Source organism: Pseudomonadota bacterium, from assembly GCA_039033415.1.
GTDB lineage: Bacteria > Pseudomonadota > Gammaproteobacteria > Xanthomonadales > SZUA-38 > JANQOZ01.
This window is the reverse complement of record JBCCCR010000032.1, coordinates 54,770-78,365: the sequence shown is the minus strand read 5'-3', so window position 1 is coordinate 78,365 and position 23,596 is coordinate 54,770. Positions and strand designations below refer to the sequence as shown.

The following is a 23,596-nucleotide window of genomic DNA, read 5'->3' as shown; positions in this document are numbered from 1 at the left end:
GCGTTATTGGAGAGTGCCGGCCTGGGCGATTAGCTAAACAGCCCGTGCTTGAACCAGGCTTTGGAGCGGCAGTCCTGATAGACCCAGAGCTGCTGCCCCAGACGCTGTTCCACCACATAGTAATCGCGCCGGATATCCGCGCCGTCCCACCATCCCGATTCGATCCGTTCAGGCCCCTCCAGGATTTCGCCCGGGCAGCCCGTCAGGGGCTGCGGCTGCTCCAAGATCCACACCGGTCGTGCGTTCAGGGGGCAGATGCCAGCAGCGCCGGCTTCGTTGACCGGCCAGGGTCGGCTGGCTTTTTCGGGTCGGTAATCGGCCCACTGGCTCAGGCCATGAACGGACTCCTCCCCCAGCCGGCTTCGAAGCCGCTCGAGCAGCCGGGACAATTCGTTGAGGGGTTGGGTCTGATCAAAGAGATCGCTGGCTGCCGGCGCGTGATCAAAAAGCTTAGGGACGCGCAGCGTGAGCTGGCGCACCGGGGCTTTTAGCTGAAGCTGATGGAGCCGCTCCTGGCTCAGCGACAGCAGCCGCTGGGCATCTCGCTCAAGCTCCAGTAGACCAAACGATAGCCAGCGGGTTTCACCGTGACTGTGCTGAAGCCCCAGCTCAAAGGCGGCCAGCGCCTGGTCGCGGGCACGCAGAAAAGTCTCCAGCTCGGACAGCAGTCGGCGCAGCGCAAACACCAGCGCGCCCGCGTCGTGTACTTCGCTGGCGAGTTCCAGTGTCGATTCAAACTGCTGCGGTGGCTGGTAGGCGGTTAAACGCTCCGCCGCTCTGCCCTGAATCTGATCCAGGTGGTCCAGGAGCGGCTGCCCGTAACGCCGCAGTAGCCCGTCGCGTGGCATGGCCAGCAGTTCACCCAGCTCGCTGACCCCCAGGCTTGCCAGCCCGGACTGGACGTCGTCGGTGAGCTCCAGGTAGGGGAGGGGTAACCGCCGCAGGACGCCCGGCATCGGGTCGAGGCTCTGGACCAGCCGGTAGCTCCCGGCCCGGGCCAGTATCCGGCTGGCCACAGGGGTTGGGGCGGCGGCCAGGCCCGCGGCGAAGCCGGTTTCCCGCACGCCCTGCTTGATCACCTGCCGCCAGTCTTCGCCGAGCAGCCGCAGGCTGCCGCTGAGTTCCAGCAGCACCATGTCGGGCGCCTGCAGGCAGACCCGGCTGCTCAGCTGGCAGGCCCAGCTAGCCACCTGCAGCAGGCTTTGGCGCTCGGCTGGCAGCTGTCGGGGGAGGGCGCGGAGCTGCGGCAGCAGGGCGTAAGCGGCGGCCAGCGCCTGACCCTGATGGATGCCTTTTTCCGCGAGCATGGCCGGGAAGCCACAGATCCAGCGCTGGCTGCCGCGCTGATCGACCACCGCAATCAGGTCATGCTGGTGAACGAGCTCCTCGGGGGGCAGGCTGCGCAGCACGGCGTCCAGCGCCAGCTGCTTCAGATGGATACACAGCCACAGGCCTGGGTTGCCATCCGTCATGATCTCAGGGGGCGGTCAGCGTGCATTGAGGCTGCCCGCGGCTGCCCCGCTGCTTGATCACCGTGCTGCGCAGGCGCCGTCGCCCCAGCGGCTGCAGGCAAAGCCGCAGCGCGGCGGGTGAACGCTGTTGACGGGTATTCAGCGGTCGAAACAGGATGCCGGCACTGGCGCCGTGTTCTGCGGCCAGCTGCAGGCGACGCAGCTGGCGATCGCTGGGCTGCGCCACCCAGCCGATGACGGCGCCACAAACGCCGGCCCGCAGACACTGCTCCATGGCCCAGAGCGTGTCGTTTTCGCCGGCACACTGGATCACCAGCACCTGCTGCAGCTTCCAGCGCCACCGGTTCAGCGCAGCGGCCTGCAGGGAGTAGGGTGGATTGACCAGCGCCAGCCATTCGTTGTTTTGGGTCAAGGCGGCCAGCGAAGGCGCCAGCAGGCTGAATTCGCCGATGCCAAGGCAGGGCGCGAGAATCTCGGTCAGCTCTCCCCGGGGCCAGCCCTGGGGGAGCTGCTCAGCCAGCCGGGGGTGCTGACAGGGCAGGCTGCGGCGGGGGTGTCCGCCGGGGCGGGTCAAGCTGCGGAGTTTTTTTTTAAGCGCCGCCAGCTCCTCGGCGGTGTTCTTAGCCATGAGCTGGCGCCGTCCTTGGCTTCTTTCTAAAGGAGGTGCAGCGAGCCGGATTATGAGCTCGCCTGCTGGGTCTGTATCTGGGTCTGGGTGGGTTCGCGGCCCGAACTGCGGAGGGCAGAGGGTTCTGGCGGGCCACCATCGTCAACGTCAGCTTCGCGGTGCGCTCAGGAAGTAGCGCGAATCACGCCAACACTCAGGCCCTCAATAGCCAGCTCGTGTTTGCGTAGATCAATTTCGATGGGATCAAAGTCCGGGTTTTCCGCTTTCAGGACAACCTTCAGGCCACGCCGATAAAAGCGTTTGACCGTTACCTCGTCGTCAATCCGGGCCACCACAATCTGGCCGTTGCTGGCCTCCGGTGTGCGGTGTACGGCCAGCAGGTCGCCGTCGAGGATGCCGGCGTCGCGCATGCTCAACCCTTGGACCCGCAGCAGATAGTCCGGCGAGGGACGAAACAGCTGAGGATCAACAGCAAAGTGTTGCTCGATATTCTGGGCCGCCAGCACGGGCTGACCGGCGGCGACCCGGCCCACCAGCGGCAGCTTGAGCCCGCTGCTGGTCAGGCTGGACTGCATCTCCGCCAGCTGGATGCCTCGCGATACGCCGCTTTTGAGCTGGATAACATTCTTTCTTTCCAGCGCCCGGAGATGGGCTTCAGCAGCGTTGGGCGATTTGAAACCAAAATGCCGGGCAATTTCCGCTCGGGTCGGCGGATAGCCTTTACGCTGCTGAACGGCAGCGATAAAGTCCAGGATCTCCTGCTGGCGTTTTGTCAGTTTCTGAGCCACTGTTTATTTATACAGTATCCCAGCTGGCAACGCAAAAACTTCTCTTCTTCTGGCCCGACACTCTCATCGCTGCCCGGCAACGGCGCTCAGCGTCCGCCCCAGCAGCGGTCTACACAAAAAACCAATGCTCGAAACTTGGGCTCGAAACTTGGCCCGATACCAGGCCTGGGAATCTCAGGCGGCGGAGCTGCTCCGGCGACCGCGAACGCGGAAACTGCGCACGGCGCGCCGCAGCAGGGTGAGGCCCGCATCGTCGCCCGCTCGGGTGTAGCGCTGCTGGATATAAAGGCGCGTAATCCGACGGATATCTTCGGCAACTTCCCCGTAAACCGCGGCCGCCCGTTCCGCAAAATCTTCCGGCCCTTCCGCAGCGGAGCGCGGGACCCCACGACGCGACAGCTTGCGGCAGAAGCGGGCGTAAGCGCGCGAAGCGGGGTCGAGCCCGCCGATCCATTGCACCCGAAGCAGCAGCCACATAACCACGGTTGTCACCGTGATGATGATCCCGGTCAGCAGCAGGATGGCCGTGCTGCTGGACAGCTCGTCGATACCCACCGGCTGCAGCAGCGCTTTCTGTCTCGCTTGATCAAACTTCAGCACCCAGTCGGTCCACACCCTATGCACGGTGTCGAGCTGATTGCGTAGCTCCCGCACCCAGGGATAGTCCCAGACGCCACGCCGCTGCCCGGCCAGCGCCGCCAGCGCGCCGCGATCCACTCGCTCGGGCGCCACCGCGGCGGTCGGATCTACCCGCACCCAGCCTTCACCCTCCAGCCAAACCTCGGACCAGGCGTGTGCGTCCGATTGGCGAACCAGGAGGTACTCCGGGTCGCCCATGTATTCGCCCCCCTGATAGCCGGTCACGACCCGGGCCGGGATACCCGCGGCGCGCATCAGGAACGTAAAGGCAGACGAGTAGTACTCGCAGTAACCTTCTCGGGTTTCGAAAAGAAAATCGTCGACGGTATGAAAGCCCAGCGGCGGCGGCGTAAAGGAGTAGCGGTAGTTTTCCTGCCGAAAAGTCTGCAGCACGTGGGTCACCAGCGCGCGGCTGTCTTCTCCGAATTGCGCTCTTAGATCCTCGGCCAGCGCGCGGGTCCGCGGGTTGCGATCGTCGGGCAGCTGCAGTCCCCGGTCCGTTAGCCTGCCGTCGGTGCGGGTATTCTTTTGGTAGCCCGTATCGCTGGTCATGTCGTACTGAAAAGTGCGCGTGACCGGCCGGGTTCGATGCAGCGTGTAGTCCACCTCCAGCCCCATAAAGCCGCGTGGCGGGCTGACCGGGGTGTCCAGCGCAAACAGCCACAGCTGCTGCGTCGGTTCCAGCGTGACCGAGTAGCGAAGCGGCTGATCGACTTCACCCAGAATCTTGCCGATGCGGCGGGGCTGGGGATCTTTGCCATCATCCTGGATACAGGGCGCTTCGCGGCACCAGGCGGCGCCGTCGAAGTGCCACAGCACCGGGCCGCGCCAGTAAAGACGCCCCTGGCTAGGCCTCGCGTCCCCGGCAAAGTCCACCCGAAACGCCGGCGAATCGTCGATAAACAGGTCCCGGATACTGCCAGGCTCCATGTGGTCGGAAATGCCCGTCTTGCCGTACAGCGCATCTTCCGGCACACCCCAGAGCGGTGTCCCCAGGCGGGGGAACAGCGCAAACAGCGCGAGCATGAGCGGTAGACCCTGCAGGAGCATCCAGCCGGCGCGCCGCAGCACGTCGGGTGCGCCGTGCCAGTCTCGAACGGGTGTGCGCACATCCCGGGCCGGCTGCGCTTCGTTCACAATCAGCGTGGCGGTGATGATGACCGCAACGGCCAGCAGATAGACCGCCAGATAGATCGACTGATCAAACAGAAACTGCGTGATGACAATAAAGTAGGCCAGCGAGATCAGCAGGAACACATCGCGGCTGCGAAAAGTCTCCGACAGCTTCAGCGCCAGCATGGTGCACAGCAGGGCCACGCCGGCCTGACGACCGAGAATCGTGCCATAGCTGCTCCACACCCCGGCGATGCACAGCAGCGTCAGGACCAGCCTGAGCCAGCTTGGCAGGGGGCGGCGCTTCCAGCGGAAGTGTGATGCACGCTCCATGACTGCCAGCAAAAACAGCAGCGGCATCCACAGCGGCAGCCGCGGCAGATGCGGCAGCACCGCCAGCGCCATCGAGCCCACCAGCCAGCAGAAGGTGAGCCAATCGGGCGCCGGCCTTAAGCGGGATACTCGGCCAAAGCTCGCAGACATTGGTGTCGGTGGCTGGCGCCACGATCAGGGCCCAGCCGCTGGCCAGGCAGGATGAGTTCATAGGCGAGCTGCTGGGCTTCCGCTACCACAATCCAGCGCGCCAGCCGGGACAGGCGCTGCTCGGTGCTGAGGCCGTGGAGCTCGTTGAAGTCTAGATGCAGCTGCTCGCTGCGGTGGTCGCTAAAGGTTTTCGTGACCATTTGGTTGGAACGGGCGACCACCTTCCAGGCGATGCTGCGGGAGGGGTCGCCGGCCTGGTAGTCGCGCAAGCCCGACCACTCCTCGTCGCCGCTGCGTTCGGGTTGTCCGGTGCCGCGATTGCTGCCCAACGGCAGCTCTGGTGCGTCGACCTCCAAGGCCGGGTAGACAAGGCAGCGAGCCCTGGGGTTCAGGTAGGTCCAGGCGTAGAACAGGCCGACGGGAAAGGTGGTGTAGAGCCGGGAGCGAGGCATGTCGAGCCAGCCGCGCTCGGGAGCCGGCGCGGTGATGCCCAGGTCCGCTCGCCCCTGTGGGGCAACCTGGTTAAAGGTGGCTTCCTCGTCAGCGCGGGCCCAGATCATGGGTCTCGGGGTGCTGCTCGGGTTCATGACGGTGACCACAAACTCGGCCGTTTCGCCGGCGAACACCGGTGCCGCGTGAACTTTTAGCACCTCCATGCCCGACAGGTTTCGAACCGTGTATAGCGGTGTCAGGAGCCCGAGGGCCGACAGCAGGAACGTAAACAGCAGCGCCATGTTGTTGTTGTAGTTCAGCGCACCGAGCAGCAGCACCAGCAGCACCAGACCAAAAAACAGCCCGAAGCGGGTCGGCACGATGTAAATCTGGCGCCGATTGATTTCCCACGGCAGCTTTTGTTCGGCGGGTCGCCCTCCGAACTTCTGCATAAACCGGTAAACAACGTCGAAAAAATCGCGGCGCCTTTTGCTGTCGGCAGCAGACATCAGGGAATAGGCACCTGCACGAGCACCTGCTGCGCCAGCGCCTCCTGGTCCGCGGAAGCCTCCGCGCCCAGCCTCAGGCGATGCGCGGCGACCGCCACAAAAACCGCCTGGACGTCTTCGGGAATCAGATGATCACGCTGCTCCAGCAGCGCCCAGGCCCGCGCGGACGCGAGGATCGCCAGCGCGCCCCGCGGCGACAGGCCGGTTTGCACCCCGGGAAACGCTCGGGTGGCGCCGACCAGCGCCTGCAGATAGTCCAGCAATGCCGGCGAGCTGTGAATCTCCTTGGCCTGCTTCTGCAGTATCTGGAGGTCTTTTAGCGGCAGGCACACCTGGGCATCTCGCAGCAGCAGCTGGCGATCCTTTTCCTCCAGGAGTCGACGCTCCGCCTCGGGGGCTGGGTAGCCCATATGGAGCCGCATCAGAAATCGATCGAGCTGCGAATCGGGGAGGGCGAAGGTGCCCGCCAGGTCCACCGGGTTTTGGGTGGCGATGACAAAAAACGGCGCCGGCAGATCGCGGGTTTCCCCCTCGATCGTAACCTGGCGTTCCGCCATGGCCTCAAGTAGTGCGCTTTGAGTTTTGGGCGTGGCGCGATTGATTTCGTCCGCCAGGACCAGCTGCGAAAAGATCGGCCCAGGGTGAAAGTCGAAGGCTTCACGCTCGCGGCTATAAACCGTAATGCCGAGAATATCCGCCGGCAGCATGTCGCTGGTGAACTGAATGCGCTGATAGTCGAGGCCGGTGGAAGCGGCGAGCGCCTGCGCCAGCGTCGTTTTGCCCATGCCGGGTACATCTTCCAGCAGGAGATGGCCGTTGGCGATCAAGCAGGTAAACGCCAGCTTGATCACCGGTTCTTTGCCGACCACAATGGCGCCGACCTGGTCGAGGGCGGTCGCCAGTTCGCCGTGCGACTGGGTCAGGCTGACGACGCGGGCCGAGCCGCTGGATTCTTGAACCTGTTCAGGCATGCCGTTTCCTCCTTGCTGACATGAGTTTCGTGGACGCGATGTACGTTGACATAAAAAGAGTGCGCCAAACGTGATTATCGGCCCAACCCCGATCTTTCCTTAAATGAGCGCTGCCATGCCACCCGCGGCAGCCCCGCAGGCGACGACGGGCCGCTTTCACGAGGGTGCTGGATCCTGGTTCTGGTGGGCGCTGCTGGGCCTTTTGGCATTGTCGTTGGCCCGAATCCACGTGTCTAGCGCCCTACCGCTGTTTGGCGACGAGGCGTTCTATTGGCTGGAAGGCCGGTACCTTGCGTGGGCCTACAGCGATCTGCCGCCGCTCACCGCGTGGCTGACCCGGGCCGGCAGCGAGCTTTTTGGCATGAGCTATCTGGGCGTTCGGGGCCTGTCTCTATTGTGCTGGCTGGCCGTGCCGGTCCTGGTGACCGCACTGGCCCGTACTGGCGGCGCCAGCGCGCCAGCCGCACTCGTTGCCGGCTGCCTGTCCTGCGCGCTGCCGGTTCACGGCCTGGTGGCGCCGTTTGCGCTCCCCGAAGCGCCGCTGAATCTGGTGTGGCTGCTGTCCGCCTGGCTGGCGTCCCGCATCGTCACCGGAGCCAACCGCCCCGGCTGGTGGCTGTGCCTCGGGCTGTGTCTGGCGCTCGGCGTGCTGACCCACTACCGCATCGCGCCGCTGCTGCTCGGCATGGCTGGCCTGTTTCTGCTGCATCGCGAGGCTCGCAGCCGGTTGCGCAGCCCTTGGCCTTGGCTCGCCGCGATGCTGCCGCTGGCGGCGCTGTGGCCGCAGTGGGACTTCAATCGCACCCAGGATTTTGCGGCTCTCAGCTTCCAGCTGGTGGAGCGCCACCCGTGGGCGCCGCAGCTGGCAGGCCTCAAGCTGCCGCTGATCGACCTTCTGCTTCTGACGCCCGTCTTAGGCTGGCTGCTGCTGAGCGCCACCGCGCGGCAATGGGGAGCGCGAAGCGGCGGCTTTGCCGCCGTGCTGCTGTGGCTCGGGGCGTTTCCGATCGTCTTCTACTGGCTGGCCTCTCCGCTGGTCGACACCGAGCGCGTCAGCTTTCACTGGTCGCTGGCCGGCTGGCTGACCCTCTGCGCTGGCCTGCCGGCGGTGCTTGAGCCCCTGTTTCGGCGAGGGCGTCCAGGTGTCTCGGTGGCGGTGATCCTGCTGGCGGTGGTGCCCGGGCTGGCGTTGTCCAGCGGGATGCTCAGCTACTGGCGGTCCGCGGCCCAGCGCACGGATCAACGTCCCGTCTCCGCGGACGTGTTGCCTGACAATCTAATCGGGTGGCCTCAGTTTGCCGAGCGTCTGGGTGAGCTTCGCCGCGATCGTGGCGTCCGGCGACTTCTCGCCGATAACTTCATGCTCGCGGCCGAGCTGACCTACGAGCTTGGCGAACCGATTGAGAGCCTGGATCATCCGCTCAACCACAAACATGGCCGTGCGGTGCAGCTGGCGATTTGGGGTCTCGACCATCGCGAACCCATCTCGGAACCGGCTCTCGTTGCGGTTGAGGTCACCGCGCTGGACCTGGTAGAGCGGACGCGATGGGTAAAAGCACTCTGCGAACAGCTCGGCAGTGCACGTATCGTTGATGAGATCGTCTTGTTTGGCGGACGCAAGCGGGTGCTGGTCTGGCAGACAACGCCGGGTGTAGAAGCGGCCATGGCGTCGTCAGCCGGCTGCGACCAGCCGGCGTTCTGGTACATCGACGCTCCGACACCCGATTCTCGCCACATCGGCGTGGTTCAGGTGCAGGGCTGGGCGCTGGAAACGTCGCAGGGCGTGCGCGCGGTGGACCTGTTGCTCGACGGCGAGCGGGTGTCGACGACGGAGTTTGGCCTGCCTCGGCCGGGCGTCGGGGAGTTTTTTGACGCGACCGACGCCCCGGATCACCCGCTGACCGGATTTACCGGGACGATCGCCATCACGCCCGAAAATGCGGGCCGTCGGCAGCTTCAGCTGCAAATTCACGAACGGGATGGCGGCGTGCGGGTATCGGACCCTCGCTGGCTGGAGCTTGCGACACGCTAAGCTTGCCGATATCATTCGCCGGTTATGTCGCGCGATTTTCCAAGCCACGTCGATCCCTGGCGATTGGTCAGCAGCGGACAGGGTTTCAGCGGCACGTGGCCCCTCAATCGATTCGAGCGGCTCGCGCCCATGCTGGCACCACCGCTGGACGGTGAGGTGAGCTTCACGTTGAAGTTCGGACGCGACACCAACGGACTGCCGGTGGTGGACGTTGCGGCTTCCGCAACGTTGCCGCTGCGATGTCAGCGGACGCTTGAGCGTTTTTTGCATCCGCTGGAGCAGCGCAGCCGCCTGGGGCTGGTGCGCGATGAGGCGGATGACGTCACGCTGCCGGAGGACTATGAGCCCCTGGTGGTCAGTGAGGGACAGGTGGCGCTCACGGACATTGTGGAAGATGAGTTGATCCTGGCCGTGCCGCTGATCCCGGCGTCAGCCGGAGAGAGTGTTGACGCGGGTTTTGGCCCCGCGGTGGAAGAATCGGAAAACCCGTTTGCCAAGCTGGGTGAGCTTGGCCTTGGCAAGCGCTAAAAAAAGCTGGAGAAAAAGCAATGGCTGTTCAAAAAAGCAGACGGACCCCCTCGACGCGAGGCGCACGCCGCGGGCACGACAAGCTGTCGGCGCCGGCGCTGTCGATCGACCCGACCACGGGTGAGACTCACCTGCGGCATCACATCACCGCCGACGGCTACTATCGCGGCCGCAAGGTGGTGGACACCGCGCCGGAAATCGACGAAGACGAGCTGGACTAAGCGGGCATCTAGCTGCCTAGTTGAGCGCCGCGGCCACCCTGGATCATGACGATGAGCAGGCCAGGGATCCCGAGCTTGTGAACCGCGCGGTGGTCGCCGTTGACGCCGCTGGCGGCGATCACGGCAGCGAAGTCACTCTCGGCGCCTGTGCCGAGGCGCTGGCGTCCGACAGTCTGCTGTACCTGCAGGTGGTCGGCGACCAGGACACGCTTGACCCGTGGCATCAGGCGCTGCCCGAGGCTGACGCAGAGCGCGTGGCCGTTGTGGTGGCCGCTGAATCCGTCGCCATGGACGAATCTGTTGGCGACGCCCTGCGGCGCAAAACCCGTTCCACCATGGGCCGTGCCCTCGAGCTGGTATTCGAAGGGAGTGCTGACGCCTGCGTCAGTGCCGGCAATACCGGCGCGCTCATGGCGCTGGCCCGTTCGATTCTCAAGACTTTGCCTGGCGTCGAGCGTCCGGCTATCTGCGCTTCACTGCCATCCCGGCGCGGGCTCACCACGGTGCTCGATCTCGGCGCCAACGCGTCGGTCAGCGCAGATCATCTCTACCAATTTGCGCACATGGGGACCGCAGTGTCTCGGGCCACCGGCGATCAGGAAACGCCTCGCGTCGGGCTGCTGAACATCGGCACCGAATCCATCAAAGGCAACGATACCGTTCGACGCGCCCACCAGCTGCTAAGCGACTCAGCGCTTGAATATTGTGGTTTTGCTGAAGGCCACGACATTTTCCTGGGGGAGCTGGACGTGGTGGTCTGTGACGGCTTCACGGGCAACGTGGCGCTGAAGTGCAGCGAGGGTATCTCGCAGCTTTTGATGGAAGAGCTGCGGACGCTGGGTCGCGGCGGTGTCGCCGGCAAAGCCGCTGCCACGGCCGCGCGGCCGGCTTTCGCCATGATGCGCAAAAAGTTTGACCCCCGACACTACAACGGGGCCTCGCTGCTCGGCCTGACGGGCGTGGTCGTGAAAAGTCACGGTGCCGCGGATGTCGTGGGTTTTGGCAATGCGATTGCCACCGCGGCGGCGGAGGCGCGCGCCGGCCTCGCTGAGCGTATCGGCGCCGAGGTTGTGCAGCTCCTTTAACAGAGTATGGCTGGTCGCGCGCCGCGAGCGGTGAACGCCCGACCGACACGGTGTCAGTGTCGGGTTACGGTTGACTATTCCCCCCCCAAACTTCAGGATTCGCTATCGATTGCGAGGGCGTAACTCTGCGTTATTCAACAATAATAGGAACGGGCAGCGCGCTTCCGGAGAAAGTGCTGACCAACGCGGACCTGGAGCGGCTGGTCGACACTAGCGACGAGTGGATCCAGACGCGAACGGGCATTCGCGAACGTCGGATCGTTGCTGAGGGACAGACAACCTGCGACCTGTCTGAGGAAGCGGCCAAGCGCGCCCTGGAAGCCGCCGGCGTCAAGGCCGAAGAGCTCGACGCGATCATTGTCGGAACCACCACGCCGGATCTGGTGTTTCCAAGCACGGCCTGTCTCCTCCAGGATCGAATCGGTGCCCACGGCTGCTGCGCTTTTGACGTCAACGCCGCCTGCTCCGGCTTTCTTTATGCCCTGGGGGTCGCCGATAAGTTTATTCGCAGCGGCGACTCGTCGAAGGTGCTAGTGGTCGGGGCCGAAACGCTGTCCCGCATGGTCGACTGGACGGAGCGCACCACGTGCGTGCTGTTTGGCGACGGCGCGGGAGCCGTGGTGCTCGCCGCTGACGATAAGCCGGGCATCATGTCGACGCACCTGCACGCCAATGGCGCGCACAAGGAACTGCTTAACGTTGAGGTTGGCGTCTCGCGAGGCTTCAAGCCCGAGCCTCAGGGTGGGTTGGCTATCCGCATGAAAGGCAGCGAGGTCTTCAAGGTTGCGGTCAACACGTTGGGCAACATCGTTGACGAAACGCTGGCTGCCAACGACATGACGCGCAGCGACGTCGACTGGTTGATTCCTCACCAGGCGAACCTGCGCATCATCAAAGCGACGGCGAAAAAGCTGGCGCTGCCGATGGATCGGGTGATCGTCACCGTCGATCGTCACGGCAACACGTCAGCAGGCTCCGTTCCGCTGGCCCTGGACGAAGCCGTCCGGTCAGGAAAAATTGCGCGGGGCGAAGTGCTGCTGCTGGAGGCGTTCGGCGGCGGCTTCACCTGGGGATCAGCGCTGATTCGATACTGATCCGCTTCGCAGGTCCAGGTTCACGGCGAGCGCTCGTGGGCCCCACCGTCCCGTCGCATTCGCCGAGCCCGAACACCGGGCTTAGACAGAACAATAACGAGCAAGGATATGTCAGGAAATTCAGTTGCGTTTGTCTTCCCCGGCCAGGGGTCTCAGTCGGTGGGCATGCTCAGCGAGCTGGCGGCCGACTTCCCCAGCGTCAAAGAGACTTTCGCCGAAGCGTCGGACCGACTGGGCGTTGACCTGTGGGAGATGACGCAGCAGGGCCCGGAAGAGGCGCTAAACCGCACCGAAAACACCCAGCCTGCCATGCTGGTCGCCGGGATTGCGACCTGGCGGGTATGGCGGGAAAACGGCGGGCCGTTGCCGTCGATCATGGCGGGCCATAGCCTCGGCGAGTACACGGCCCTGGTCGCCAGCGGTGCGCTGGATCTGGTTGACGGCGCCTGGCTCGTCGCCGAGCGCGGCCGATTGATGCAGCAGGCGGCGCCACCCGGCTCGGGCGCCATGGCGGCGCTCCTGGGTCTCAACGCTGAACGGGTTGAGGCGGTGTGTCAGCTAGCGGCGGAGGGCGAGATTGTTGCGCCGGCCAATCTGAACGGGCCCTCGCAGACGGTGATAGCGGGCTCGGTCGACGCGGTTGACCGCGCGGTGCGCATGGCGCGGGAGGCGGGCGCGAAGCGCGCAGCGATCCTGCCGGTGAGCGTGCCCTGTCACTGTGATCTTGTGAAGCCGGCAGCGGAGGAGCTGGGCAAGCGCCTGGAACAGGTCAACCTTCGCCAGCCCCAGGTGCCGGTGCTGCAAAATGCCGACGTGGCGATCTTCCAGGAACCCGAACAGATCCGCGAGTCGCTGGTGCGCCAGCTCTATCAGCCAGTGCGCTGGGTGGAGACCATCGAGTTTCTGGTGGAGTCGGGCACAACGCGGATCGTCGAGTGCGGGCCGGGTAAGGTGCTGTCGGGCCTGACCCGCCGTATCAACCGCGAGGTGACCCAAACGGCGTTGATCGACATGCCGTCGATCCACGCAGAGCTGAGCGAACTGGAGTAGCTATGGAACTTGCCGGAAAACTCGCGCTGGTCACCGGCGCAACCCGCGGGATCGGCGCGGCGATTGCCGCTGAACTCGTGGCGGCCGGAGCAAGCGTTACCGGAACGGCCACCAGTGAGGCGGGCGCTGCGGCGATCGACGAGGCGCTGAAGGCCGCGGGCGGAGCCGAGGGCGCAGAACACGCAGGGCGGGTGCTCGACGTTACGAGCGCTGACGGAATCGCTGAGCTGCTGGCGTCACTGCCGGCGCCGCCGGCGGTGCTGGTCAATAACGCCGGTATCACCCGCGACCAGCTGCTGCTGCGAATGAATGACGATGACTGGGATCAGATCATGGATACCAATCTCAAGTCGGTCTTCCGCATGAGCAAAGCCTGCATGCGCGGGATGATGAAAGCCCGCTACGGCCGGATTATCAACATCGCTTCCGTCATCGGCGTGGTCGGAAACCCGGGCCAGGCGAACTATGCGGCGGCCAAGGCGGGAATGATCGGTTTTACCAAGTCATTGGCCAAAGAGGTGGGCTCACGCGGCATTACCGCCAATACGGTTGCGCCCGGATTTATCGACACAGACATGACGCGGGCGCTGCCGGAAGCGCAGCGCGAAACGCTGCTGGGACAGATTCCCCTCAAGCGCCTAGGCGAGGGTGAAGATATCGCCGCAGCGGTGCGGTTCCTGGCGTCGCCCGCCGCCGGATACATCACCGGCGAGACGCTACACGTGAATGGCGGCATGTACATGGCGTAACCCTGGTAAATAACCGGTTTGCCAGGCCATATTCATACAAACGTTTCAAAGGAAATCAGGGCCTTGAAACAGTGGATCAGCGCATACACTTTCACTACAATGTGCGCGCATTTCAGGAGGAACACACTCAAATGAGTAGCATTGAAGAGCGGGTCAAGAAAATTGTGGTCGAGCAGTTGGGCGTTAAAGAAGACGAAGTCACGCCCAGCGCGTCCTTTGTCGACGATCTTGGCGCCGATTCTCTGGACACGGTTGAGCTGGTGATGGCGCTGGAAGAGGAGTTCGAGTGCGAAATCCCCGACGAGCAGGCGGAGAAGATCACCAGCGTGCAGCAGGCCATCGACTACATCTCACAAAACGTCGGCTAACGTCAGCTGTCAATGAGCGTACGGGAAGCTGCGCACCACCCGGTGTGCAGCTTCTGTCGTTATGGCGCTGTAAAAACAGACGCGGCTTGGCACCGCTGGGTGACAGGCCGACGATCCGAGGGCAAAGCTAATGGGTAAACGCAGAGTTGTGGTGACGGGACTGGGTATCAAGTCCCCGGTCGGAAACGATATCGCAAGCGCCTGGGATAGCGTGCTGAACGGCCGTAGCGGCATTGGTCCGGTGACAAACTTTGACGCCAGCGCCTTTGCTACACGCATCGCCGGTGAGGTTCGCGATTTTGAGATCGGGGACTACCTGTCGCCGAAAGACGCCCGCAAGATGGACCCGTTTATCCACTATGGGATCGCGGCATCGGTTGACGCGATGAACGACGCCGGGCTTGAACTCGAAAACGAGGATCTCACCCGGATCGGCGTGTCGGTCGCCGCCGGCATCGGCGGCATCGCCACGATCCAGAAAACCTCGATCCAGTACAGCAGTTCGGGGCCGCGACGTATCTCGCCGTTTTTTGTGCCCTCCACCATCATCAACATGGTGTCGGGCCATATATCGATCATGCACGGCCTCAAAGGCCCCAATCTCGCAACCGTCACCGCCTGTACTACGGGCACGCACAACATCGGGCTCGCCCAGCGCCTGATCGCTTATGGCGACTGTGACGTGATGGTTGCGGGCGGGACCGAATATGCCACCTGTGACGTGGCGATGGGCGGCTTTGCCTCAGCTAAGGCGATGTCGACTCGTAACGACGACCCCCAAGGCGCGAGTCGGCCGTGGGACGAGGAGCGTGACGGGTTTGTGCTGTCGGATGGCGCCGGCGTGATGGTCCTGGAGTCGCTGGAGCACGCCGAGGCGCGCGGCGCCGAGATCTATGCTGAACTCGTGGGCTTCGGGATGTCCGGAGACGCGTTTCACATGACCTCACCGCCGGAAGGCGGGGAGGGTGCGGCTCAGTGTATGGCCGCTGCTTTGGCTGATGCCGGTCTGAACGGAGACGAAATCAGCTACGTCAACGCCCACGGGACCTCCACGCCGGTGGGCGATCTGGCAGAGTGCAAGGCGATCAAAAGCACCTTTGGCGAGCACGCCTACAAGATTCCTGTCAGCTCCACTAAGTCGATGACCGGTCACCTGCTGGGGGCCGCTGGCGGCGTTGAGGCGATTTTCTCCGTGCTCAGCCTGCGCGATCAGGTGGTCCCCGCAACGATCAACCTCGACAAGCCGGGAGAGGGCTGTGATCTTGACTTTGTGCCTGGCGACTCACGGCAGGCTGAGGTGGGACACGTTCTTTCCAACTCGTTTGGCTTCGGCGGCACCAACGGCACGCTGGTATTTAAGAAATTCTGACCTGTTGCACCCAACTTGAGGGGCGGCGGGACTTTCTGGAGCTACACGAGGCCGCTCCCGACCGCTATCCGTTCCTGCTGGAGAGTGTCGCCAGCGGTACGCCCGATGCGCGCTACGACATGCTCTTTCTGGCCGGCGGCGGTTCGCTCGCCCTGCCGGCGACCGCCAGCGGCAGCGATGCCGCGCGATTTCTGAGCTGGCTGGATCAATGGACCCGGCGATCGATCGAGCAACAACAGCAAGTCCTTGGCGACGAGCGGCCGCACGATCTGCCGTTCCTGGGGGGGTGGTTTCTCCACCTCGGCTACGAGGTGGGGCGGGGCATCGAGTCGGTTCTCGAGGCGTTGCCCGACGCACGAACCGGGTTTCCGCAGGCGTTGGCCGTCCGGTGTCCCGCGGCGTTGGTCTTTGATCACCATGAGCAGCAGACCTACGCGGTCGCTGAAACCCCGTTCCTGCTGGCTCGCCTGGAGGCGGACTACCGGGCCCCGGCGCCGGTGCCGCATGACCCTGATCCAACCTGTGCCCTTCGCGAGGCGGACGCAGCGCCATTTCTGAGCGCCGTTGAACGCGTCAAGTCCTACATCCTTGCCGGCGACGTTTTTCAGGCCAACATCTCCCGCGCCTGGGAGGGGCCGTGCGGCAGCACGCCCTCGTCGCTTTATCGACAGCTTCGTAAGACCAACCCAGCACCGTTTGCCGGCCTGGCGGTTTGGGGCGATTCCGCGATTGTCAGCTCATCACCAGAGCGGTTGGTTCGAATTGACGGACTGGACGTACAGACGCGCCCGATCGCCGGTACCTTTCCACGCGCTGCTGAGCCGCGGGCGGACGAGGAGCTGAAGCGCCAGCTTCTTGCGCATCCCAAGGAGCAGGCGGAACACGTGATGCTGATCGACCTGGAGCGGAACGATCTCGGTCGGGTGTGCCAGCCTGGCAGCATCAACGTGGAGCAGTTTATGACCACGGAGACCTATGCCCGAGTTCACCATCTCGTTTCGGCGGTGCATGGTCGCCTGCGTCCTGAGGTTTCGCCCGTCGACGTGATCCGCGCGGTCTTTCCCGGCGGCACCATCACCGGCTGTCCGAAGGTGCGTTGCATGGAAATCATCGGCGAGCTGGAAGGGGTAGGGCGCGGCCCCTACACTGGTTCCATGGGTTACCTGTGCCGCAGCGGCCATATGGACGTGAATATTCTGATTCGTTCGTTCCACGTGAGCGATCAGCGCCTGTCGCTTCGCGCCGGTGCCGGCATCGTCGCGGACTCCCAGCCGACCCGCGAGCTGGAAGAGACCCGCCACAAAGCCAGCGGGCTGCTGGCATCACTGAAGCCCACGTCCGCCAACCAAAGCTGTGCCGGCTGACCATGGGTGAGCTGGTCGTTGAACCCGCCGCGCTGATCGATGGTAATCCGGCAGACAGCCTGCCGCTCAACGATCGCGGGCTGCTCTATGGCGACGGCCTGTTTGAAACCACAGCCTTTCGCGATGGCCGGTGTGCGCTTTGGCCCTGGCATATGGAACGGCTCGAGCGCGGCGCTGAGCGGTTAAGGATCGAGCTGCCTTCCCGGGCACTGCTGCTCGACGAGTGTCGAACGCTGGCGGCCCAAAACGATTGTGTGCTGCGCCTGACCGTGACGCGAGGCAGCAGCCTGCGGCCCGGCTATGCCCCCAGCGGGCTGGAGCAGCCACGGCGTCTGCTGGTGCGTTTGCCGATGCCTGCACCCCGGGGTGGTCTGCGGGTTGGCATTTGCGAAGAGCGGCTGCCGAGCCCCGGGCCGGCGGCGGGTCTCAAACATCTTTCGCGCCTGGATCAGGTGTTGCTCGCTCAGGAAGTAGCGGAGTGCTGCTGGGACGAAGGGCTGGTTTTCGACCCGCAGGGACAACTCTGCGAGGGATTGCAGAGTAACGTGCTGGTGCTGCCGGACGAGCATGCGCAGTGGTTGACGCCAACGGTTGGGGCCGGCGTAGAAGGCGCATGCCGAGCCGCGTTGCTGAGCCATGGCCTTGCGCGGGTCGCGAAGCTGGGCCTGAGCGATCTGGAGCATTGCGCGGCGCTAGCGCTTTGTAACGCGGTGCGTGGTGTTGAGCCGATCACCGAACTGGTCGGGATCAACACGTTGACCGGCGAGGCAGCGCGGCTACTGTCAGAGCGTTTGACCTCAGCGCTGGAGCGGCAGGAAACGCGAGGGGCGTTGGCGAGCTCCTGATGAAGACGCTCCTAAAAATGGTTGGCGTGGTGATGGCCATTAGTGGGGTCCTGGCGCTGGGTGCCGGGCTGTGGGCGTACCGGAGCTATCAGTCGTTCCTCGACGATCCGTTGCCCAACAGCCAACCGGTGCCTTTCACGATAACGTCCGGCCAGGGGTTTGCTGCGATCATCAAAGACCTGGAGGGCGAGGGCTTGATCCAGGATCCCTGGCATTGGTGGGTGCTGGGCCGACGCAGCGCCCTGGCCAGCCGCATCCAGGCGGGTGAGTATCAGCTGTCGCCGGGCCTCAGGCCCAACGAGCTGCTGACGCTGCTTGCCGAGGGCAGGGTGGTTCAGCACGCTCTGACGATTGTGGAGGGCTGGCGTTTCAGCGATCTGGCGGCGGCGGTCGACCGGCATCCTGCGCTGGACCACACGCTGCTGGAGCTGCCGGCGACAGAAATCGCCCGCCGGATCGATCCGGAGCTCGAGCATCTGGAGGGCTGGTTCCTTCCGGAAACTTACTACTTTCCCCGCAACACCACCGATGTGTCGCTCTATCAGCGGGCCTATGCGGCGATGCAGCAGGCGCTGGCAGAGGCCTGGGAGCGTCGGGACCCGGAAGCGGCGTTGACGGCACCCGAGGAGATGCTGATTCTGGCATCGATTGTTGAGAAGGAGACGGGGCTGGCGAGCGAACGGGCTCAGATCGCTGGCGTGTTTTTGCGGCGACTAGAGCTCCGTATGCGGCTGCAGACCGATCCGACGGTGATTTACGGCTTGGGTGACGCGTTCGACGGCAACCTGCGGCGCCGCGACCTGCGCAGCGATACGCCCTACAACACCTACACGCGCTTTGGCCTGCCGCCGACCCCGATTGCTCTGCCGGGCCGGGCGGCGCTCGACGCGGTGGCGCAGCCCGAGGCGGGGAAGGCGCTTTATTTTGTGGCCCGAGGAGACGGCAGCCATCAGTTCTCTGAAACGCTGGAGGCGCACAACCAAGCGGTTCAGGAATATCAAATAAATCCGATTAAAAACAAATAAATAAGACAGTTATTTAATGCATATTGTCAGTATCAATTTCCCGCCTCAGGTCAGCGTTTGCCTTAAGGCCAACGCCGCGTTGCCTCGGGTTGCCGCCGGATCGCTGATTTTGGGATGCCGTCGATGAGTGCCCCGCCGCGCGGTCGCTTTATTACCCTGGAGGGCGGTGAGGGGGCCGGCAAAAGCACGAACCTGAGGGTCATCGAAAAGCTTCTCAAAAGCCGCGCGGTGCCTTTTGTCAGCACCCGGGAACCGGGAGGTACGGAGCTGGCCGAAGCGCTGCGCAGCCTGCTGCTGAATCCCGCTTCTGAGATTGCGCCCCTGTCCGAGCTGCTAATGGTATTTGCCGCCCGCTTTGATCACGTGGAGAACGTCATTGTCCCGGCGTTGCGGGAGGGTACCTGGGTGATCTGCGATCGCTTTGTCGACGCATCCTTTGCGTACCAGGGCGGCGGACGGGAGCTGCCGTGGTCAAAGATCGAAACGCTGGAACGCTGGCTGCCGCGCCTGGCCCGCCCGGATCTGGTCTTGCTCCTCGACGTTGCACCGGGCCGAGGCCTGACCCGGGCAACCCGAAACCGCACTGCGGATCGTTTCGAGCGGGAACGCGCCGCGTTTTATCAGCGCGTCCGTAAGGCCTACCTTCGGCGGGCGCGGGGCAACAGCCGCTATCGGGTGATCAACGCCGGCAGGAGTCGGCGCGCCGTGGCGGCGGACGTCTCTGCGGCTGTCAACGGCATCCTGGACCGGTTCGGGGGCGCCCAATGACGAACCCAGCCAGTCCAGACTCCGCGAGGGAAGCTGCGCATGGTCTTGAAGCGATGCCGTGGCTCGAGCCCTCGCTGGCCTACCTCAAAAACCTCGCCGCTCAGGATCGGCTACCTCACGCGCTGCTGCTGTCGGGCGATCGGCTCACGGTGGAGCTGGCGCTGGCGCTGGCGCAGCATCTGCTATGTCGGACGGACGCGCAGGCGCGTAGCTGGGTGCAGGCGGGAAGTCATCCGGACCTCGTTGTGCTGAAGCCCGAGTCCAAGAGCGGTCAGATTCTGATCGACCAAACCCGCGCTCTGGCGCGCAACGCAACGCTGACCGCCACCGGGCAGCGGGTTTTTGTGATTCACCCGGCTGACGCTATGAATACCGCTGCCGCCAACTCGCTGCTGAAAACACTCGAGGAGCCGCCGCCTGACACGGTGCTGATTCTGTGCACCGCCCGGCGCAGCGCGCTGGCGGCCACCATTCTCTCCCGGTGTCAAACGGTGCTGGTTCCCGCACCCGATCCCGCGGAACTGGAGCACTACCTTTGCGAGACGGTGGAAGCGCTCGGGGCCGACCAGGCCAAGCGCATTGTGGCGCTGGCCAACGGTCGCGTTGATGACGCGCTCTCTCTGGCGCTCCGAGAGGAGCTGCCCGACGGCGACGGTATCGCTGACGATCTCGATGCGCTTCGCAGCGGCAAGACGCCGGTATCGGACCTGGCCGCAGGCTGGCTTGGTGGTGAAGTCACCGAGCTGAAACTGCGGCAGCTTGCGCACTACGCTCGAGATCAATTGGCGGGCTTGGTGCATGCGCCGGCGGCGGCCGAGGATGATTTGACAAGCCTTTGGCGGCTGTATGATGCTACCAACCGTTGTCGAGCGATGCTAAAAACCAGCGCTCGAGCAGAACTACAGCTGGAGGCGTTGCTGCTGACGTGGCGTGACTCGGCGGCCTAAGGGGATAGGTAATGGCAGGTGGTATGCCGCGACAGGGAATCCTGTCGCTTTCGATCAAGGATAAGACGGCGCTCTATCAATCGTTTATGCCGTACGTCAAAAACGGCGGGCTGTTTGTGCCCACCAACAAGAAGTACGCGCTGGGTGACGAGGTGTTCATCCTCCTCACGCTGATGGAAGACGAGGACCGTATTCCCGTGGCCGGCAAGGTGATCTGGGTGACGCCACCGGGGTCCCAGGGCAACCGGGTTGCCGGGATCGGCGTTCAGTTCAACGAAGGCAACGACGGCGAAATCGCCAAATCCAAAATCGAGAATATCCTGGCCGGCATGGTCAACGCCGACCGGCCTACCCACACGATGTAGTCGGGGCGGTCAGGCCGCCCGAAACATCAGGCGATGGTGTCCCACCCGGCGTCGGGTGCAAAGCGATCGCCGTAGCGCGACTGGAGCGCTTCGAGCTTCTGCTTAAGCACGTCGGCTCCCGTATCCTGAATGTATTGCCAGGGGCCGCCACGAAACGGCGCAAAGCCGGTCCCGAAGATGATGCCGGCATCCAGCATTTCCGGGCTGTCCACCACCTTCTCCCTCAGGCACGTTACCGCCATATTCAGAAACGGCATGATCATGCGGTCGGTCATATCGGCCGGCGCTGTATATCCCTCCGGCACGTCGGGCTTGACCGGCTTGCCTTCCGGATAGCGGTAGAACCCCTCACCGTCTTTCCGGCCTCGCTTGCCTGAAGACACCATGTCTTCCAATCCCTCCGGGATCGTCAGCCCGAGGTTTTCGGACAAGACGTCAGCCACGGACGCCGCAACGTCCAGCCCCACCTGATCGACCAGTTCGATCGGGCCCATGGGCATACCAAAGTCTTTGGCGGCTTTATCGATGAGCTTGCCGGGCACACCTTCGGAGACCATCGTGACCGCCTCCAGCATGTAGGGCATCAGTATCCGATTGACCAGAAAGCCTGGCGTGCTGGTCACGGTCACCGCCAGCTTGTCGATGCCGCGAGCGTGCGCGCGACATCGCTGTTCCACGGCGGGATCCATGGCGGGGTGCGCAACAATTTCCAGCAGGGGCATTTTGGCGACCGGATTGAAGTAGTGCAGCCCGATCAGCCGGCTGGGGTCTTTTAAGCCCTCGGCCAGCTGCTGTAGCGGAATCGAAGATGTATTGGTCGCCACCACCGCGCCATCTTTCATGCGTGGCTCAACGTCTGCAAACAGGGCTTGTTTGGCCTCCAGGTTTTCGAAAATAGCCTCGAGCACAACGTCGGCCTCAGCCACGCCGGTACCTTCGATATCCATATTCAGCCGTGCTTCCGCGTCGGCAACCCGCTCCGGTTTTTTGAGCTTTTTCTCGAACAGCTTGCGGGCGCGAACCAGGGCTGGTTCGACAAACTTCTCCTCGCGATCCTGCAGCGTGACGTTGAGTCCACGCAGCGCACACCAGGCGGCGATATCGCCGCCCATTACACCTGCACCGATGACGTGGACATGTTCGATCGGCGCCACGTCTTCCTGCGCGATTTCGCGCATTGCCTCGCGGAGAGAAAACACCCGCGTCAGATTCCGCGCGGTGTCGGTTCGCGCCATTTTGACCATCGAGCGCGCTTCAGCGCGCATCATGGCGCGAGGGTTGCCGCCAAACTTGCGCCACAGTTCGATGATCGCAAAGGGGGCAGGGTAGTGTTTCGGGTTGGCTTTGGCGCGGGTCTTGTCGCGGATCACTTTGGCCAACGCCTGCCGAGCCGGCCAGAGGTTCAGTGCGCGCAGCTGCGGCGGCGCGCGGCGAGGCTTGGGTTTGGCCAGCAGCATTTTTTCCGCAGCTGCCAGGAGGCCTTCTGGTGAGGCGAGTTTATCGATCAGGCCCTTTTGCCTAGCGACGGACGCGCGGAGCGCACGACCGGTCAGCATCATGTCCATCGCGTCCGGAGCACCGATGAGCGCTGGCAGCCGGACCGTTCCACCCCAGCCGGGGTGAATGCCGAGCTGGACCTCCGGCAGTCCGATGCGGCTGTCTTCAGTCGCGATGCGATAGTCACAGGCCAGCGCCAGTTCGGTGCCGCCGCCCATACAGAAGCCGCCGATGGCTGCCAGCGTTGGGCAGGGCAGTGCGGCGAGCTCATCGAACACCTGCTGGCCGTAACGAATGGTCTCAAGCTCTCGCCCTTCGGCCGCCACCTGCTCGAATTCGCTCACGTCGGCGCCGGCGATGAAGCCGCTGTCTTTGCCTGAGGCGATGAGGAGCCCTGGCGGTGGGTCGATCTGGACCCGTTCAATCAGGCTTCCCAGCTCGCGCATCACGGCGCGAGAAAAAGTGTTGGCGTTGGCGTCGGCAACGTCCATCACCAGGTGAACAATGCCGCTGTCGGCGACTGAGTGACGCCAGTGTCTTAGGCGCAGGCCTTCAAACATGAGGACTCCGAATCGGGTGGCTGAAAAGGGCTTCGCTTGCGTTAACACAATTATTCCATGGCCAGGGGTATTGTGCCTACCGGAACTGCGCGTTCCGGCATCGATCCAAAGCTTACAAACAGTCTAAATAGTGCGTGTAGTGCATTGAAAATAATAGTTTTGGGGTCTAGACTCGACTTTCTGTCAGGCGCACGCCTTAGCCGGGAAAACGATGGGACAAGATTTTTACGACCAGCTGATTGAACGCGAGGAAAACGTCATCGCGCTGCATTGCGTGGACGTTGACGCGGCGCTGGTCCAGTTTCGCGTGATGTGCCGTGCCAGCGGGCGCTCGGTTTACCACTGGGGCCCGAACCAGGGGCTGGTGAGCATGAAGGCTTCGGACATTAGCGTGCCGGGTAGCCGCCAGCTCAGCGACGCCCTGCGCTACGTTCTCAAGAGCATGCATTACGGCGTGTACGTGTTTTCAGACTTCCAAGGCCATCTGCAGCACCGGAGCGTGGAGCACCTGCGGGGTGTTGCGGCATCTCGCGATGGCTATCAGCGCAAAATCATTCTGCTTGGGCAGGACATCCGCTTACCGGGCTTGCTGTCTGACACCATCTACCACGTGTTTGAGCAGCAGCAGCAAAACCAGCTCAAGCCCAGGCTGCGAGACGGCCGCTGGGTGGTCGCATGACGCGGGCGCACACAA

23 protein-coding genes are annotated in these 23,596 nt (G+C 63.8%); 16 read left to right on the top strand and 7 right to left on the bottom strand.

Annotated elements, in window-relative coordinates:
• Window positions 1-29 precede the first annotated feature (29 nt).
• From AAF358_22140 to AAF358_22115, 6 genes are all read right to left on the bottom strand, one after another.
• Window positions 30-1,472, bottom strand: a complete 1,443-nt coding sequence (locus AAF358_22140; GenBank protein ID MEM7708270.1) for a DNA polymerase Y family protein — start codon at window positions 1,470-1,472, stop codon at window positions 30-32.
• A gap of 4 nt (window positions 1,473-1,476) precedes the next feature.
• On the bottom strand, window positions 1,477-2,100 hold the full coding sequence (imuA, locus tag AAF358_22135) for a translesion DNA synthesis-associated protein ImuA (GenBank protein MEM7708269.1): 624 nt from the start codon (window positions 2,098-2,100) through the stop codon (window positions 1,477-1,479).
• Between the two features lie 164 nt (window positions 2,101-2,264).
• A complete protein-coding gene (gene lexA / locus AAF358_22130; protein ID MEM7708268.1) occupies window positions 2,265-2,888 on the bottom strand; it encodes a transcriptional repressor LexA in 624 nt (207 codons plus the stop codon).
• A 174-nt stretch (window positions 2,889-3,062) separates the two neighbouring features.
• Window positions 3,063-5,123 carry a DUF3488 and transglutaminase-like domain-containing protein gene (locus AAF358_22125; GenBank protein MEM7708267.1) on the bottom strand — a complete coding sequence of 687 codons (2,061 nt, stop codon included), beginning with the start codon at window positions 5,121-5,123 and terminating at the stop codon, window positions 3,063-3,065.
• On the bottom strand, window positions 5,090-6,064 hold the full coding sequence (locus AAF358_22120) for a DUF58 domain-containing protein (GenBank protein MEM7708266.1): 975 nt from the start codon (window positions 6,062-6,064) through the stop codon (window positions 5,090-5,092). Before AAF358_22120 ends, AAF358_22125 begins: the two co-directional genes overlap by 34 nt.
• On the bottom strand, window positions 6,064-7,035 hold the full coding sequence (locus tag AAF358_22115; GenBank protein ID MEM7708265.1) for a MoxR family ATPase: 972 nt from the start codon (window positions 7,033-7,035) through the stop codon (window positions 6,064-6,066). The genes AAF358_22120 and AAF358_22115 overlap by 1 nt, the downstream gene beginning before the upstream one ends.
• A gap of 115 nt (window positions 7,036-7,150) precedes the next feature.
• Between AAF358_22115 and AAF358_22110 the strand changes: the two genes are divergently transcribed.
• From AAF358_22110 to AAF358_22040, 15 genes are all read left to right on the top strand, one after another.
• Window positions 7,151-9,067 (top strand): glycosyltransferase family 39 protein, encoded by a 1,917-nt coding sequence (locus tag AAF358_22110; GenBank protein MEM7708264.1) that lies wholly within the window; start codon window positions 7,151-7,153, stop codon window positions 9,065-9,067.
• 24 nt (window positions 9,068-9,091) lie between these two features.
• Window positions 9,092-9,595, top strand: a complete 504-nt coding sequence (locus AAF358_22105) for a YceD family protein (protein MEM7708263.1) — start codon at window positions 9,092-9,094, stop codon at window positions 9,593-9,595.
• 20 nt (window positions 9,596-9,615) lie between these two features.
• Window positions 9,616-9,816, top strand: a complete 201-nt coding sequence (gene rpmF / locus AAF358_22100) for a 50S ribosomal protein L32 (GenBank protein MEM7708262.1) — start codon at window positions 9,616-9,618, stop codon at window positions 9,814-9,816.
• A 77-nt stretch (window positions 9,817-9,893) separates the two neighbouring features.
• Window positions 9,894-10,901, top strand: coding sequence for a phosphate acyltransferase PlsX (gene plsX, locus AAF358_22095; GenBank protein ID MEM7708261.1), 1,008 nt, complete (start codon window positions 9,894-9,896; stop codon window positions 10,899-10,901).
• A gap of 104 nt (window positions 10,902-11,005) precedes the next feature.
• The gene (locus tag AAF358_22090; protein ID MEM7708260.1) at window positions 11,006-11,995 is read left to right on the top strand and encodes a beta-ketoacyl-ACP synthase III; all 990 of its coding nucleotides are present in this window, start codon (window positions 11,006-11,008) and stop codon (window positions 11,993-11,995) included.
• 108 nt (window positions 11,996-12,103) lie between these two features.
• Complete coding sequence (gene fabD / locus AAF358_22085; GenBank protein ID MEM7708259.1) at window positions 12,104-13,045, top strand: ACP S-malonyltransferase; 942 nt, start codon at window positions 12,104-12,106, stop codon at window positions 13,043-13,045.
• 2 nt (window positions 13,046-13,047) lie between these two features.
• Window positions 13,048-13,794: a 3-oxoacyl-ACP reductase FabG gene (gene fabG, locus AAF358_22080; GenBank protein MEM7708258.1), complete on the top strand. Its 747-nt coding sequence runs from the start codon at window positions 13,048-13,050 to the stop codon at window positions 13,792-13,794.
• Between the two features lie 131 nt (window positions 13,795-13,925).
• Window positions 13,926-14,162: an acyl carrier protein gene (acpP, locus tag AAF358_22075; GenBank protein ID MEM7708257.1), complete on the top strand. Its 237-nt coding sequence runs from the start codon at window positions 13,926-13,928 to the stop codon at window positions 14,160-14,162.
• Window positions 14,163-14,292: 130 nt separating this feature from the next.
• Entirely contained in the window at window positions 14,293-15,531 is a 1,239-nt protein-coding gene (gene fabF / locus AAF358_22070) for a beta-ketoacyl-ACP synthase II (protein ID MEM7708256.1), read from the top strand.
• Window positions 15,525-16,895 (top strand): aminodeoxychorismate synthase component I, encoded by a 1,371-nt coding sequence (locus AAF358_22065; protein ID MEM7708255.1) that lies wholly within the window; start codon window positions 15,525-15,527, stop codon window positions 16,893-16,895. The genes fabF and AAF358_22065 overlap by 7 nt, the downstream gene beginning before the upstream one ends.
• A 2-nt stretch (window positions 16,896-16,897) precedes the next feature.
• On the top strand, window positions 16,898-17,740 hold the full coding sequence (locus AAF358_22060) for an aminotransferase class IV (GenBank protein ID MEM7708254.1): 843 nt from the start codon (window positions 16,898-16,900) through the stop codon (window positions 17,738-17,740).
• Window positions 17,740-18,765 (top strand): endolytic transglycosylase MltG, encoded by a 1,026-nt coding sequence (gene mltG, locus AAF358_22055; GenBank protein ID MEM7708253.1) that lies wholly within the window; start codon window positions 17,740-17,742, stop codon window positions 18,763-18,765. Before AAF358_22060 ends, mltG begins: the two co-directional genes overlap by 1 nt.
• Window positions 18,766-18,888: 123 nt before the next feature.
• Window positions 18,889-19,533 (top strand): dTMP kinase, encoded by a 645-nt coding sequence (gene tmk / locus AAF358_22050; GenBank protein MEM7708252.1) that lies wholly within the window; start codon window positions 18,889-18,891, stop codon window positions 19,531-19,533.
• On the top strand, window positions 19,530-20,480 hold the full coding sequence (locus AAF358_22045; GenBank protein MEM7708251.1) for a hypothetical protein: 951 nt from the start codon (window positions 19,530-19,532) through the stop codon (window positions 20,478-20,480). The genes tmk and AAF358_22045 overlap by 4 nt, the downstream gene beginning before the upstream one ends.
• A gap of 23 nt (window positions 20,481-20,503) precedes the next feature.
• Entirely contained in the window at window positions 20,504-20,845 is a 342-nt protein-coding gene (locus AAF358_22040; GenBank protein MEM7708250.1) for a PilZ domain-containing protein, read from the top strand.
• A gap of 26 nt (window positions 20,846-20,871) precedes the next feature.
• Here AAF358_22040 and AAF358_22035 read toward each other — a convergent pair whose 3' ends face one another.
• Window positions 20,872-22,902 carry a 3-hydroxyacyl-CoA dehydrogenase NAD-binding domain-containing protein gene (locus AAF358_22035; GenBank protein MEM7708249.1) on the bottom strand — a complete coding sequence of 677 codons (2,031 nt, stop codon included), beginning with the start codon at window positions 22,900-22,902 and terminating at the stop codon, window positions 20,872-20,874.
• Between the two features lie 211 nt (window positions 22,903-23,113).
• On the opposite strand from AAF358_22035, the gene AAF358_22030 reads away from it, so the two are divergent.
• Window positions 23,114-23,581, top strand: a complete 468-nt coding sequence (locus AAF358_22030; protein ID MEM7708248.1) for a hypothetical protein — start codon at window positions 23,114-23,116, stop codon at window positions 23,579-23,581.
• The last annotated feature ends 15 nt before the right edge of the window (window positions 23,582-23,596 follow it).